This window comes from Chryseobacterium rhizosphaerae (assembly GCF_003385455.1).
GTDB lineage: Bacteria > Bacteroidota > Bacteroidia > Flavobacteriales > Weeksellaceae > Chryseobacterium > Chryseobacterium rhizosphaerae.
Map to the genome: position 1 here is coordinate 1 of NZ_QNUF01000023.1, position 15,373 is coordinate 15,373.

The 15,373-nt window shown below is 37.5% G+C and carries 13 protein-coding genes; 9 read left to right on the forward strand and 4 right to left on the reverse strand.

The annotated features are described in order from the left end of the window. The first annotated feature begins 294 nt into the window (after positions 1–294). Complete coding sequence (locus tag DRF57_RS17135; RefSeq protein WP_115919809.1) at positions 295–654, forward strand: helix-turn-helix domain-containing protein; 360 nt, start codon at positions 295–297, stop codon at positions 652–654. A gap of 68 nt (positions 655–722) precedes the next feature. Here DRF57_RS17135 and DRF57_RS17140 read toward each other — a convergent pair whose 3' ends face one another. From DRF57_RS17140 to glgB, 4 genes are read right to left on the reverse strand one after another with little or no spacing between them, the layout of a single operon-like run. Next, entirely contained in the window at positions 723–1,991 is a 1,269-nt protein-coding gene (locus DRF57_RS17140; RefSeq protein WP_115919811.1) for a glucose-1-phosphate adenylyltransferase, read from the reverse strand. Positions 1,992–2,015: 24 nt separating this feature from the next. Beyond that, complete coding sequence (locus DRF57_RS17145) at positions 2,016–2,552, reverse strand: FEKKY domain-containing protein (RefSeq protein WP_123863343.1); 537 nt, start codon at positions 2,550–2,552, stop codon at positions 2,016–2,018. A 22-nt stretch (positions 2,553–2,574) separates the two neighbouring features. Beyond that, positions 2,575–3,981, reverse strand: coding sequence for a glycogen synthase (locus tag DRF57_RS17150; RefSeq protein WP_115919815.1), 1,407 nt, complete (start codon positions 3,979–3,981; stop codon positions 2,575–2,577). Positions 3,982–3,983: 2 nt separating this feature from the next. Further along, positions 3,984–5,930, reverse strand: a complete 1,947-nt coding sequence (gene glgB, locus DRF57_RS17155) for a 1,4-alpha-glucan branching protein GlgB (RefSeq protein WP_115919817.1) — start codon at positions 5,928–5,930, stop codon at positions 3,984–3,986. Between the two features lie 206 nt (positions 5,931–6,136). Here glgB and DRF57_RS17160 point away from each other — a divergent pair, with 206 nt between their 5' ends. The 8 genes from DRF57_RS17160 (at position 6,137) to DRF57_RS17195 (ending at position 15,189) form a co-directional block, all read left to right on the forward strand. Then, positions 6,137–7,258 carry an alpha/beta hydrolase gene (locus DRF57_RS17160; RefSeq protein WP_084084881.1) on the forward strand — a complete coding sequence of 374 codons (1,122 nt, stop codon included), beginning with the start codon at positions 6,137–6,139 and terminating at the stop codon, positions 7,256–7,258. A gap of 4 nt (positions 7,259–7,262) precedes the next feature. Further along, positions 7,263–8,678 carry a leucyl aminopeptidase family protein gene (locus DRF57_RS17165; protein ID WP_115919821.1) on the forward strand — a complete coding sequence of 472 codons (1,416 nt, stop codon included), beginning with the start codon at positions 7,263–7,265 and terminating at the stop codon, positions 8,676–8,678. Positions 8,679–8,819: 141 nt separating this feature from the next. Beyond that, complete coding sequence (locus tag DRF57_RS17170) at positions 8,820–10,025, forward strand: ATP-grasp domain-containing protein (protein ID WP_084084879.1); 1,206 nt, start codon at positions 8,820–8,822, stop codon at positions 10,023–10,025. Positions 10,026–10,060: 35 nt separating this feature from the next. Further along, positions 10,061–10,774: an alpha/beta hydrolase-fold protein gene (locus tag DRF57_RS17175; RefSeq protein WP_084083855.1), complete on the forward strand. Its 714-nt coding sequence runs from the start codon at positions 10,061–10,063 to the stop codon at positions 10,772–10,774. Between the two features lie 162 nt (positions 10,775–10,936). Then, positions 10,937–11,890 (forward strand): ATP-grasp domain-containing protein, encoded by a 954-nt coding sequence (locus DRF57_RS17180; RefSeq protein ID WP_047491016.1) that lies wholly within the window; start codon positions 10,937–10,939, stop codon positions 11,888–11,890. A 31-nt stretch (positions 11,891–11,921) separates the two neighbouring features. Beyond that, positions 11,922–13,040 carry a carboxylate-amine ligase gene (locus DRF57_RS17185; RefSeq protein ID WP_047491020.1) on the forward strand — a complete coding sequence of 373 codons (1,119 nt, stop codon included), beginning with the start codon at positions 11,922–11,924 and terminating at the stop codon, positions 13,038–13,040. Positions 13,041–13,073: 33 nt separating this feature from the next. Next, complete coding sequence (locus DRF57_RS17190) at positions 13,074–13,907, forward strand: type 1 glutamine amidotransferase (protein ID WP_047491022.1); 834 nt, start codon at positions 13,074–13,076, stop codon at positions 13,905–13,907. A 97-nt stretch (positions 13,908–14,004) separates the two neighbouring features. Continuing rightward, a complete protein-coding gene (locus DRF57_RS17195; protein WP_115919823.1) occupies positions 14,005–15,189 on the forward strand; it encodes a hypothetical protein in 1,185 nt (394 codons plus the stop codon). Positions 15,190–15,373: the final 184 nt, after the last annotated feature.

A 15,373-nucleotide genomic window follows, 5' to 3' on the forward strand; every position in this document is an offset into this window, starting at 1 on the left:
GGAAATTTACTTTCTCATTTCCTTGTTGGGTAAAGGCCGCAAATTTGTTTTGAGGTTCTTTGGTGTTTTGAGTGACATCATCTTCAATCCGGCAGGAATATACCGAGAAGACCGTCACAGCCAGCAGAGCCAGCCGAAGAATTAGTTTTTTCGTCATAAGTGTGTTTTTTAAGTGGTTAAATATATCATTTTTTTTAATAATCACCGCGTGGTGATTATTTTTTCACAAAACTAAACTTCCATTGTGATATTTATTACCAAAATATTGCTATTTTTGAGCAAAATAATGCTAAAATGAGTATCGGAAGTAAAGTAAGAAAATACAGGGAAATTAAAGGCTGGTCACAGGAAGACCTTGCTTTCCGTCTGGACGTAGCCCAAACTACGATCTCCAGTATAGAGTCTGATAAAAGTATTCCTAATTCTATACTTTTGAACAAAATAGCCCAGGAGCTGGATGTGAATATTAATGATATTCTTGATGAAAGAAAAACAAATATCAATACTGTTGAAAAAAATGAGGGAGTTATAAATGTTGACACCAGTATAAATACTTTCAATATGCTTTCTGAGAAACTGATTGAACTGTATGAAGTCCGTATAAAAGATTTGGAACAGCAGGTTGCTTACTGGAAGTCTAAAGCTAAAGAATAGTTTTATATAAAAAACAAAAAAAGTATCTCGATATGAGGTACTTTTTTTGTTTTTAAAGTCAGGAAATATTATCCTATATGTGTTCCCGGAGGCAATACAGCTCCTTTTTTCACAACTACAATACCATCCTGTACAGAATGGGTCTCATAATCTCCATCCGGAAGATGTTTTCCTCCTATGATTTTTACATTGTCCCCGATATAGCAATTTTTATCCAGGATTGCCTTTTCAATATAGCAATATTTCCCTATTCCCATATTGGGACGTCCTTTCCTGTCATTCAGAACTATTTCTGTGGTATTCTGATAGAAGTCTGCTCCCATCACATAAGAATTCACAATAGTACTTCCTTTATTTATTCTCGTTCTGTTTCCAATGACAGAGTTTTCAATTTTGTCAGCCATAATGATACATCCATCTCCAAATACAGCTTTGCTTACATAAGAACCGTTGATTTTTGATGGCGGAAGCATCCTCGCCCTGGTGTATATAGGGGAAGATGAGAAAAGGTTGAACTGTGGAAGATCCTGACAAAGGTCCAGATTGGCTTCGTAGAAAGACTCTATTGTTCCTATATCTGTCCAGTAACCTTCATATTGATAGCTGAGTGTTTTATATTTTCCTATTGAACTTGGAATGATATCTTTTCCGAAATCATCTCCGGCACCTTCATCAAACATTTTTTTGAGAATGGTCTTGGTAAAAATATAAATTCCCATAGAAGCCAGGAACTCTTTCCCATTATGCTTATTTTCGTCCGAAACTTCAGATTTCAGCCCGTCCAGCATATCATATTCCGGCTTTTCATAGAAGGAAGTAATATTTCCTTCGTCATCAGATTTTAAGATCCCAAAACCGGTGGCATCTTTGGCATTCACAGGAATAGTAGCGATGGTAAGATCACCACCGTTTTCAATGTGAAAATCCAGCATTTCCCGGAAATCCATCTGATAAAGCTGATCTCCTGAAAGGATTAAAATATAGTCATAATCATATTTTTCAAGATGCTTCATAGACTGACGTACGGCGTCTGCTGTTCCCTGATACCAGCTTTCATTTTCTACATTCTGTTCGGCGGCCAGGATATCTACAAATCCTTTGCTGAAAATATCAAAATGGAAAGAATTTTTGATGTGTGAATTCAGTGAAGCTGAATTAAATTGAGTTAAGACCAGAATTTTATTCAATCCCGAATTCAGACAGTTCGAAATAGGAATATCTACAAGCCTGTATTTTCCAGCAATAGGAACTGCCGGTTTTGATCTTGTATACGTTAACGGGAATAATCTTGTCCCTCTGCCGCCTCCTAAAACAATGGAGATTACGTTTCGATTCATAACTATTTTGCGTTTTTTATTGTATTAAATTTTTATCGTCCTTTCTTTGGTGTCTACCCATACTGTACAACAATTAATTCTCTTGTTCTCCTCATCATACCCATATATAGTTGTTTCATATATTGCAGAACCTTTCAGCTGCTTTACGTCCTTATAAATTCCGTCAATTTCAATATTACACTTTTTAAGCTGTACTCTGAAGGTTTTATTGGTAATTAAAATGTCCATAATGTCAGCTTGTTTCATTGCTGCATCTTCGAGGTCTTTTTCATATTTTTCCCTCCAGTCTTTACCATATTTCTTTTCTATGGCTGCATATGTTTTCTTATTCTCAACATCAGCATTGTCTATCAGTTCTTCAGTAACTTCACAGCCGGCAGCTTCTATATATTTTATTTTCCATTTTTCTGAAATCATCTCCATAAGTGCCAGCCTTTCCGAATTCGGAAAGCCATAACTTACAATCGTATAATAAGAGCTGTCCTGAGCTGTAGTATTTTCTTTTAAAAAAGCATTAGTGTTTTTTACTTTACAGGAAACAAGAGCTATTATCAGAGACATAACAAGAAAAATTCTTATCATATCAGTTGTTATATAAAGCTATGTATTTCTCCGCAGATTTTTCCCATGAAAAGTCAAAATTCATATTGGCATGAATAAGTTCCTTCATAACGCCTTTTTGGTTATAGATTCCCATAGCCCTATTCATCGCATGCACGATATCATCTACTCCGGGATAGGTAAAATTCAGTCCCGCTCCGCCGGTAGAAATATCTTCCACTGTATCTCTGAGTCCTCCGGTATACCTTACGACAGGAACTGTTCCGTATCTCATAGAATACATTTGGTTCAGTCCGCAGGGCTCTACACGTGACGGCATAAGTAAAAAATCTGCTGATGCATAGATCTTATGGGAAAGATGTTCTTTATATCCCAGATCCAAAGCAAAATTGGTATAAGTATATTCGTACTCTTTCAGTTTATTTTCAATATAGGTGTTTCCGGATCCAAGAATCATAATATTTAAGGCTCCATAGCTCTGTTTAATGCTTTTCCAGACAACATCCGGCAGCAAATCTGCTCCTTTTTCCGTAGCAAATCTACCAATGAAGGCAAACAAAGGCAGCTCAGGCTTTAAGCCATATTCCTTACACAGTTTTTCTTTGCTTTTTTTCTTTTGGGCAACTGCATTTTTGATATTAAAATTAAAATCCAGCATAGGATCCGTTTCAGGATTCCAGACTTCGGTATCAATACCGTTAATAATACCATATGCTTTACCAAATTCCTGACGCACCAGGCTTTCCAGTCCATGGAAGCTGATAAACAGCTCTTCCAGATACCCTTCAGAAACTGTAGTAAAAGCCGTAGAACATTTAATCATACTGGCCAGAGGATTAATCAGTCCGTTCCAATCCATCAGCCCCCATTTATAAGCATCAAAAGAAGGTATATAATTGGCCATACTCCATCTCATCATACCCTGATATTCTCCGTTATGAATCGTTCCTATGGTCTTTACTCCCTGCAAGAACTGAAATTCCGGACAGTGCTCAATCATAAAAGGAACCAGTCCGGTGTGGTAATCATGGCAGTGCAGAACATCCGGATGAATCTTCATTGCGCACATCCAATGCAATATCCCCTGCTGGAAGGCAAGAAACTGAAAACTCTCATCCTGATATCCATAAGGATTTTCTCTATCCAATAGCCCTGGAATCTTCACCATATACAGCTCAAATCCCAACACATTGGTCTTCTCTTTCATAATCTGAACCTGAAGCATATTTTCCCCTTGATGAATAAATCCGTCAAAAACAATATCAAATTCATGATCGTAGACAAAAGATTTATTATACCACGGCATTACGACCTTAGCTTCTACTCCTTTTATTTTGTTCTGATATTTCGGCAGTGCCCCGACTACATCCGCCAGACCTCCTACTTTCGCTACAGGATAGCATTCTGTACTTAAATGATAAACAACCATTTTTATCTTTTATGTTTAATTCTATGTAATTTATACTTTTTATCTTTTTTCTGCCTAAGGATAATTCCGGCCAACGGAGGAAGTTTTACAGTTAATGATTCCGGGTGCCCCATCCATTCCTCATGTTTCTGATCCAGAATTTCAGCATCTACTCCGCTGCCGCTATATTTCTCATCGTCAGAGTTGAAAACAACTTCCCAATGCGTTGCTGTATGAATTCCTATTTTGTAATCCAGTACCTGTGGAGCAAGATTTAAAATAACCATACAAACATCATCTCTTCTCTTTCCTTTCCTCAGATATACATATACCGAATTTTCAAGATCATCAGCTTCCACCCATTCAAAACCGCTTTTATCAAACTGGTTTTCATACAAGGCAGATTCTGTGGTGTATAAATGATTCAGCTCTTTTACAAGCCTCTGTAATCCTTTATGAACTGGATATTCCAGTAAATGCCAATCCAGACTTTGGGTAAAATTCCATTCACTGGTCTGTCCGAATTCATCTCCCATAAAAAGAAGTTTTGCTCCCGGATGGGTAAACATATAGACATACAAGGTACGAAGATTCGCAAACTTCTGCCACTCATCTCCCTTCATTTTATATATCAGGCTTGCCTTACCATGCACTACTTCATCATGTGACAACGGCATCATATAATTTTCATTATACATATACATGGAAGCAAAGGTGAGCTTATGGTGATGGAATTTTCTGTTGATAAAATCTTCCTTGAAGTAATCCAGTGTATCATGCATCCACCCCATCATCCACTTCATTCCAAATCCTACACCACCATCATGAACAGGTTTAGTAAGCATAGGAAAATCTGAACTTTCCTCAGCTATGGTCATAATCTGGTCTCCAAATTCCTTATAAACAGCTGTATTGAACTCCTGAAGAAAGGCTTTTGCTTCAAGATTAACATTACCCCCATATATGTTTGGCTCCCATTCTCCTTCATTCCTAGAATAATCCAGATGAAGCATTGAGGTTACCGCATCTACACGCAATCCGTCAGCATGATAACGGTCCAGCCAGAACATAGCATTGGAAATAAGGAAAGATTTAACCTCATTTCTTCCGTAATTAAAAATATAGGACTTCCAGTCGGGATGAAAACCTTTTCTCGGATCTTCATGCTCATACAGATATGATCCATCAAAACGGTGAAGTCCGTTAGCATCCCCTGGAAAATGTGAGGGTACCCAATCCATGATAACCCCAATTCCATTTTGATGAAGCTCATCAATAAGATACATCAGGTCCTGTGGGGAACCAAAACGGGAAGTTGCAGCATAGAAACCGGTAATCTGATATCCCCAGCTCGGATCGTACGGATACTCCATAACCGGCATAAATTCTACATGGGTAAAGCCCATTTCCAGGACGTAAGGAACAAGCTTTTTTGCAATATCCCGGTAGTTTAAAAACCGGTCAGGATATTTTTCATCCCTCAACCATGATCCGAGGTGTATCTCGTAAACGGATAAGGGAGCTTTCAGGCTGTTGTTTTGCCAGCGGTTTTCCATCCATTCCTGATCATTCCATTCATACCAGGTAGTAGAGATTTGTGAAGCGGCCTGTTTATTCTGTTCCCAGCTTAATGCATAAGGGTCACTTTTTTCTAAAATTTCACCTCTTGCTGTTTCAACAGCATATTTATAAAGAGTTCCCCAGGATAATTCTTCAATAAAACCTTCCCAGATCCCTGATCCATCCCATCGTGGATACAGAATATGATCTTTATGGTTCCAGTTATTAAAGTTTCCTATTACAGAAACCTTTTTAGCATTGGGAGCCCAGACCGAAAAATAAATTCCTTTCACTCCATCTTTTTCCGCAGCGTGTGACCCAAACTTACTATACAGCTTATAATGCCTACCTTCTTTGAAAAGATACACATCATGATCAGTAAAAAGTGTATAGGTTCTAACAGAATTCATCAAGGTCCGATTGTATTTAATATTTTCTTTGAAACTACGAAAAATACCGACAACAGCCGTTAATTATTAATCAAATTATTGTCATGCCAGGGTTCCTCATTCGCACATCTATCAAATATATCATTTTTCTATTCATTTTTTTATGATTTTAAAACAATCTTTTTTATAAATTTAGAAACTAAATAATTATCAATTAAACACATATGATCAGATTGGAACTTTACATAGAAGAAAAAGATGACAGACCTGTATTTGTTACCGGGAATTTCAACAAATGGAATCCTAAGGACTACAACTACCAGCTTAAGCAGGTGGATCCTCATAATTACTTTATAGAACTTGATTCCTCTTCTCTTCCTGATGAAATTGAATACAAATTCACAAAGGGAGGATGGGAAAATGTGGAACTTGATAAATATGGAAATATCTCACCCAACCGTAAGGTAAAAAAAACAGCAGGAAAAACATCCGACATTGTAGAAAAATGGAGATTTAACTGGGGCCCTTTTAAAGAAGAATTTTTTCCTATAGCAGAAGTAATTTCTGAAGAATTCTATATTCCTCAGCTTGACCGTTACCGTAAGATCTGGGCTTTACTGCCTTTCGACTATCACACTACCAACAAAAACTATCCGGTCCTGTATCTTCAGGATGCACAGAATCTCTTCAATGAAGGAAGTGGATTCGGAAATTGGGAAATTGACAAAAAGCTATCTATCCTTGCTGAATATGGGCGGGGTGACGTTATTATCATTGCTATAGAACATGGAAGTGAAGACAGGATTAAAGAATATATTTTTGACAATGATAATATTGCTAACGGCTCTGAAGGCAAAAAATATATCCGCTTTATTACGGATACTTTAAAACCTTTTGTAGACGAAAATTACCGCACAAAAAAAGACCGGGATAACACCGGTATTGGTGGCAGTTCACTGGGAGCTCTTATCAGTATTTACAGTGGGTTTCTTTATCCGGAAGTCTATTCTAAATTGCTGATCTTCTCTCCATCTCTTTGGGTAGAGCCTAATAATAACTTTCCTATGATGAACTTCAGGGTTCCGTTTAAAACAAAAATATATTTGTACGGCGGTGGTCAGGAAGGCTCCAAAATGGTAAAAAGAATACATATTTTTGAAGAATATTTAAAAAGGTGGGAAAAAAAGAATCTTTTTGATTTTGAATTCAGAACAAATATTAACCCTGAAGGTACCCACAATGAGTTTTACTGGTCACAGGAGTTCCCCAGAGCTATTGAGTGGCTGTTCTATGACAATACTGAGAACCCTGTAGAGGTAAAACCTCAGCAACAAAGCATTAAAAATTAAGTTTATGAAATTAATCCATAAAAAAAATAAGAATTACACCCAGGTTTTTCAACTGTTTACAGAAGAGGAATGGGCAAAATCCAATACCAATTTCAATAAAAATATAAGCAACTTTTTTACCGGAAAGAAACACGAAACTTTTGTCCATACAGATGAGAAAACCATTACTTATTTCATAGGATTGGGTAAAACCTCTCTTCAGGATTTTGAAGTACAGCAGGTAGGAAATACATTTTCTCAGGCACAAAAAGAAAGACTATTAGCTGTTCCTACCTTAGTAGTGGCAGATTTCATAAATAAGAAACAATGTGAAGAATTTGTAAAAGGATTGCTAATAGGCACCTACAATTATCCTTTTGAAAAAACACATGCATTCTGGAACCCGGCATTCGAACTTCACTTTGAAAATATAAGCCAAAAAACATTAGATCACATTAGCCAAAAAGCAGAGGCATTAAGCAACGGGCAGACCGCCTGTCAGGAATGGCTGAATAAACCTGCCAATCTGAAAAAGCCTGATATTTTCAGTTCATATCTTAAAAACCTAGCCAAAAAACAGGGGTTAAAATACACTGTTTTTAATAGAAAAAAGTGTGAGGAACTAGGCTTGGGAGCTTATCTGGCAGTCAATCAGGGAAGTGCTTATGATGCAGCTTTCACCATTTTAGAATATAAGTCTACCGTTAAAAATGCTAAAACCGTCGGTTTAGTAGGAAAATGTGTATTGTTTGATACAGGAGGGATTTCCATCAAAGGTTCCGCCAATTTACACTATATGAAATCTGATATGGGTGGTGCTACGGCCGTTTTGGGTACACTGATCTATGCTGCAGAAATGAAACTTCCCGTTAATATCATAGCCGTTCTTCCAATCACCGACAATGCTGTTTCTGAAAAGGCTTTACTTCCAAGTGATGTAGTGACTGCATACAACGGAAAAACAATTGAAGTTATCGATACTGATGCAGAAGGAAGAATGATCCTTGCGGATGGACTTTCCTATCTGGCCAGGAATTATAAAACTGATTGTATGATTGATCTGGCAACGCTCACAGGAAGTTCCGTAAGGATGTTCGGGGATACCTGCGGTGCTTTATTTTCCAATAATGAAGACCTGAAAAATCTTTTAATAAAGACAGGAGATCATACCAATCAAAGACTGTGGAATCTTCCGCTTTGGGACATCTGGAAAGACGACATTCAGTCTGATGTAGCAGACCTGAAAAACATCTCTCTGAAGCCGGTTGGGGACTGTATTATTGCCGCAAAATTCTTAGAGCAATTCACTGAAGGTCACCCTAATTGGGCTCATTTAGATATCGCTGGAGTAGCTTTCGGAAACGTGAAGTATGCGAAGGAAAAAGCAGCTACCGGATTTGGGGTTCAATTGTTGGCTGATTTAATCGAAAATTATCATTAAAAATTAGTTTTTTAAAAAAAAACTCTGTATACTTGAGTAGGGATTTCTCAAAAGTTCAGCATATTTCAATTTTTGATATTAATCAAACAACAAAGAATTGCTTTTATTTTTGATAATTCACTAAACTTAAAAAAACATTATATGGAGGAGAAAACTATTGTATGTATTTCGTGCTATTACAAGGGTTACGATTTCATGGACGAAATGAAAGCGCTCGGTAATAAAATAATCTTAGTTACATCAGAAAATCTTAAAGAAAAAAACTGGCCCTGGCATGCTATTGAAGAAACCTTCTATATGCCGGAATTAAAACCTTCAGTATGGAATCTTGAGCATTTAATACAGGGATTTTCACACCTGATGAAAACGCGAAAAGTAGATGCTGTAGTAGCTCTTGATGATTATGACGTGGAAAAGGCTGCCCTGATCAGGGAAACATTTCGCATTCCGGGAATGGGACAGACCACCCACCGTTATTTCAGGGATAAACTGGCCATGAGGCAGAAAGCGAAAGATTCAGGAATCAGTGTTCCTGAGTTTACTGCGGTCTTCAATGATGATGAGGTGAATAGCTTTGTAGAAAGAGTTCCTGCTCCGTGGGTATTAAAACCACGATCAGAAGCTTCTGCATCGGGAATTAAAAAGATCACCTCACAGGAACAGCTTCATGAAGCTTTAAATCTTCTTGGAGAAGAGCGTCATCTTTTTCTACTGGAAAGCTTTAAACCCGGAGATGTTTATCATGTAGACAGCCTCACTTTCAATAAAGAAATTGTATTTACCTCAGCATCAAAATATCTGGCTCCTCCTATGCAGGTTTCTCATGAAGGAGGGGTATTCAGGTCTAAAACCTTAGGAAGGTATTCAGAAGAATTTAAAGCTCTTGAGGAGATCAATGCCAGAGTTCTCTCCAATTTCGGTCTGCTCAATGGGGCAACCCATACGGAGTTTATCAGAGGAAAAGAGGACAAAAAATGGTACTTTCTGGAAACCTCTTCCAGAGTGGGTGGAGCACACATTCCTGATTTGGTGGAAGCATCAAGTAATATCAATATCTGGAGAGAATGGGCCAAAATTGAGGATGCTCTTTTAAGGGATAAATCCTATACCATTTCTCCTCCTACAGGATATTATTCGGGATTAATCATTGCTTTGATTAAAGATAAGGAACCCAACTACAGTAATTTTGAATGTGAAGAAGTCGTGAAGTTTCTCCCTATAGATCATCACGTCGGAATTGTATACAAATCCAATGATGCTGCTATCATACAGGAAAGATTGGACAGTGCTGCCGATAAGATCCAGGCCGAAATGCTCAATATTTTACCTCCAAAAGTAAGAAGCTGAGCAATTAAAACATAATCATTAAAGAAAATTTATCAATGCCTCATATAGAACATACGGAGTATTATTCAAATATACTGGGAATAAGCCTTAAAGTGGAAGTAACCGGACATTACGGACATCCTATTATTATGTTTCCAACCTCTCAGGGCCAATATACCCAGAACCATGACTTTCATCTCAATGGAAGTATCAACTGGTTTGTAGAACAGGGAAAAGTAAAATTGTATAATATCCAGACCATCGACAGCTGGAGCTTTTATGATGAAAATATTTCTCCACAGCAGAGAATAAGAAATTATGAACGCTATGTACAGTTCCTCATTAAAGAATTTGTTCCCTACATTCAGAAACTCCATAAAACCCATCGGGTAGCAGTAGCCGGAGCAAGTTTTGGAGGCTACCACGCAGCCAACTTTGCCTTTAGATTTCCTGATGTGGTATCTCATCTTTTCTGTCTTTCGGGAGCTTTCAGCATAAGAAATTTTATGGATGGATATTCTGATGATTTAGTGTATTTCAACTGCCCTAGGGAGTTTATAAGAAATGATGAGGCCTGGAAGTATAAGCATATGCATATTGTCCTCAGCACTTCCGATCAGGATATCTGCAAAGACAAGAATATTGAAATGGCAGAAATCCTAAGGGTAAAAGGCATAGACTTCTGGTATGACGAAAGAAAATGGATAGGACACGACTGGCCATTATGGAGAATGGTCTTTCCTACATTTATAAGTGCTTATTTCTCTTAAATAATGATTTATAAACCACAAAACCTTACCCTCCCTGAAGATCACAATTAAAGACGTGATACTCACCTCCTCCGGAGAAGGGTCAAATCAAAGATTAATGGGTGGGGCTTTAGGCATGATACAATAGAAAAAATATACACCAATTTTAAAAAAACAAAAATTATGACAAAAAAAGTAGGAATTCTATTCGGCATGGAAGATACATTCCCTTGGGCATTCATAGACAAGGTAAATGAACTGGGTGGCGGAGAGATCGTAGCTGAGCCTGTAACCATTGATAAACTGGAGCAAGGTGCAGATTATGGGTATGCAGTGATTATCGACAGAATTTCACAAGATGTTCCTTTTTACAGAGCTTACCTGAAAAATGCCGCACTTAACGGGACGTACGTAATCAACAATCCGTTCTGGTGGAGTGCTGATGAAAAATTTTTCAACAATGCCCTGATGATCAAATTGGGAATCCCCCTTCCAAAGACTGTTTTACTGCCTTCCCATGAAAGACCTTCCAATACATCGGAAACCTCATTCAGAAACCTTAAGTTTCCTCATGACTGGGAATATATTTTTAACTATGTTGGTTTCCCTGCCTATATGAAACCTCACGATGGTGGCGGCTGGAAAAATGTATACAGAGTTGAAAACCCTGATGATCTTTGGAATAAGCTCGGAGAAACAGAGCAGCTGGTGATGATGGTTCAGGAGGAAATCATTTTCGACGACTATTACAGAGTATACTGTTTGGGAAGAAAATATGTTCATATCATGCCTTATGAACCCAGAAATGCACCCCATTTGAGATATGCTACCACTCATCAGACTGAGGGCGAAGAGCTGAAAAAATTACTAAAAACCATTCATGATTATACCATCAAGATGAATGAAGCACTAGGGTATGATTTCAACACAGTAGAGTTTGCAGTAAGAGACGGTATTCCTTATGCTATTGATTTCTGTAATCCGGCTCCGGATGCAGACAGAAATTCTGTAGGAGAAGAAAACTTTGCCTGGATTATAGAACATGCTGCAAAACTGGCCGTAGAAAAAGCTAAAGAATATGTTCCGGGAAAACCTAATATTACCTGGGGAACCTTTGTGAAGGATTCAATCAAATAACGTTGAAAAAGAAATAAAAAAACACAATAAAATGCATCAATTTACTATTGGAATCGAAGAAGAATATCAGATCATTGATGTTGAAAGCAGGGATCTTATTTCTCACGTTTCAAAAATCATTGAAGGGGGCAAAGCGGTTTTAAGTGAAAACTTAAAGCACGAAATGCACGAGTCTATGATTGAAATGGAAACGGGAATTTGTCAGAATATCCAGGAAGCAAGGGCCGAACTGACAAATCTAAGAAGACATCTTATTAATACCGCTCATGAACAGGGATTGCGGGTATCCGGAGGAGGGACACATCCTTTCTCCCATTGGTCAGAAAATACAATCACTCAGGGCGAGAGGTACATCAAAATTGTTGATGACATGGGAGATGTTGCGCGTGAAAATCTTATTTTCGGTCTGCATGTACATATTGGAATTCCCAACCGTGAAGAGGGAGTAAGAATACAGAATGTCATGCGGTACTTCCTTCCCCATGTGTATGCTCTTTCTACCAACTCTCCATTTTGGATTGGACGAAATACAGGTTTTAAATCTTACAGACAGGAAATTTTTGTCAAATTTCCAAGAACGGGTATTCCCAGTTATTTTAATTCTTTGGCCGAGTTCGACAGCTATGTAGATCTTCTGATTAAAACCGGAACCATCGACAATGCCAAGAAAATATGGTGGGACTTAAGAGTTCACCCATTCTACCCGACCATAGAATTCAGAATCTGTGACATGCCGTTAAGGATTGACGAAACAGTCTGCCTTGCTGCCATTATGCAGTGTCTGGTTGCTAAGATTTACAAACTCCATCAGCTGAATCTAAGTTTCCGAAGTTATAGAAGGCTGCTTTTGAATGAAAATAAATGGAGGGCTTCCAAGAGCGGTATTGAAGCACATCTGATCGATTTTGGAAAAGAAGAGTCTGTTCCGTATCCTCATCTTTTAAAAGAACTTTTAGAGTTTATTGATGATGTAGTAGATGATTTAGGATGCAGAAATGAAGTTGAATATGCCTGGACTATTCTGGAAAACGGAACCGGTGCAGACAGACAACTTCAAATATTCAAGGAAACAGGCGATCTGACGAAAGTGGTAGATTATATGATCTCAGAAACAGAATATGGCATCACACACGGTCAGCCTGCTTCATAATATTTTTGGTAACTTTACAAAAAATATGATGTAATGAAAGATATTCGAATTGCTCTGCTGGATATGAATAACAACCATGTCAATCAAGGCTTTAGAAATATAAAAGAAATTTCTGAAACGTTCCAACAGAATTCTGAAGAAAATGTAGTCATAAAGACATTTGATGTAAGGTTTAAAGATGAAATGCCGGAAATTGGAGATTTTGACATCTTCATTTCTTCAGGCGGTCCCGGTAACCCACACAGAGAAGGTCTTGAATGGGAAAACAGATTTGCTCAATTTTTAGACGCTGTTTTTGAGCATAATCAGGATAATGAGGATAAAAAATACCTGTTCCTGATCTGTCATTCATTTCAGCTGGCAAGTATTCATTGGAACCTGGGCAATATCTGTAAAAGAAAATCCTATTCTTTCGGAGTCATGCCTGTTCATAAAACAAAAGAAGGTAAAGAGGAGTTTTTATTCAAAAATCTTCAGGATCCTTTTTATGCAGTAGACTCCAGGGCCTACCAGTTTATTGAACCGGATCATGAACGTTTTGAAAAATTGGGTATGAAAATCGTTGCTATAGAAAAGTCACGTCCCCATATCAATTTAGAAAGAGCTATAATGGCTGTTCGCTTTTCAGATGAAATATTCGGAACCCAGTTTCACCCTGAAGCCAGCCCTGAAGCTTTGATAGAAAATCTGAAAGATGATAAAAACAGAGAAGCTATGATCGAAAACTTCGGAATGGAAAAATATCTTGAAACAATGGATAGAATAGATGATGAAGACAAAATCATCTTAACCAGAAACCAGATCCTTCCAAGGTTTCTTCAGTTTGCAAAAAAAAATATTTTGAATAAGACTGAATCTTTGGCTTAAAAGAATAAACAACATGAATGTGACCTCACATGAGTCGTTAAACCATACATAAATCGGGCATACATGCTCGATTTTTTAACATCACAAAAGAAAAAATATGATCCCAAAATACAGAAAACAGTTTAATCAGGAATTTTCAGAAGAAAAATACCGGAAGCTCAAAGATATTTTAAAAGAAAAAGGCGGTGTAGAGCCGGGTTTCAGGATTTCGGAAAGCCCAATTATTCTTTCCAAAGAATTTGAAACCCAGCTTATTAATGCCAGTGAAAGCATCATCAGTCAGATCAATGCACTTCCTGCAGAAACTCTGAGAAAAGCTATTCCTGAAAACTGCAGAGTTCCTAATGATACCGACAGACCTCATTTTTTCACTATAGATTTTGGAGTCTGCAGAAGTGAAAATGGAGAAATAGAACCTCAGCTTATTGAGCTCCAGGCATTTCCTTCACTCTATGCTTTTCAGAAAACTTTTGAAGATGCATTTTGTGAAGTCTACCCTTTTCTTTCGGAGATCAGAAACCCAATGCCTCACGAAACCTTTAAAAGTCTCCTGAAGGAACTGATCGTAGGTGATGAAAACCCGGAAAATGTAATCCTATTGGAAATTTTTCCCGAAAAGCAAAAAACGGCCATAGATTTTGCTCTGACAGAGAAATTACTGGGAATAAAAACTGTTTGCCTTACAAAAGTAAAGAAAGTAGGCAAAAAGCTGTATTATGAAAATAATGGAAAGCTGACAGAAATTAAAAGGATCTACAATCGTGTTATTTTTGATGAACTGGACAGAATTCCTAATCTTAATACAGAATTTGATTTCCGTGAAGAAGTGGATGTAAAATGGATCACACATCCCAACTGGTTCTTTAAAATATCAAAGTACCTTCTTCCACTGCTACAACATCAGTTTGTTCCTAAAAGCTATTTTTTACATGAGTTTCCTCAACATGAAAATCTTGAAGATTTTGTATTGAAGCCTTTATTTTCATTTGCAGGAAGTGGGGTGAATCTGAATCCCACGAAAGAGATTACCGAGGCTATTGAGGATAAAGAAAACTATATTCTGCAGAGAAAAGTAAGCTATGAACCTATTTTTGAAGATATCAACGGTGAGTTTTCAAAAGCAGAGATCCGGTTACTGTATATTTGGAGAGAAAATGATGAACGCCCTATTCTTCTGGAAAATCTGGGGAGAATGACCAAAGCAGCAATGGTGAATGTAGACTTCAATAAGAAAGATGCTATTTGGATTGGGAGTTCCAATGCTTTTTTTGCTGAAGGATAAGATTCATTTTAATAATCATTTGAAATAAGATAAGCTTCGGCTGAACCTTTGGTTCAGCCGAAGCTTATCTATCATATACCTATTCGCCATCACTCCTTTTTTAAGGATAAAATTCTTTCAGATAATTATTTTCTACAAATTCTCCATTATTTCAAACGCACTTCAACAAAACCACAAATAACTG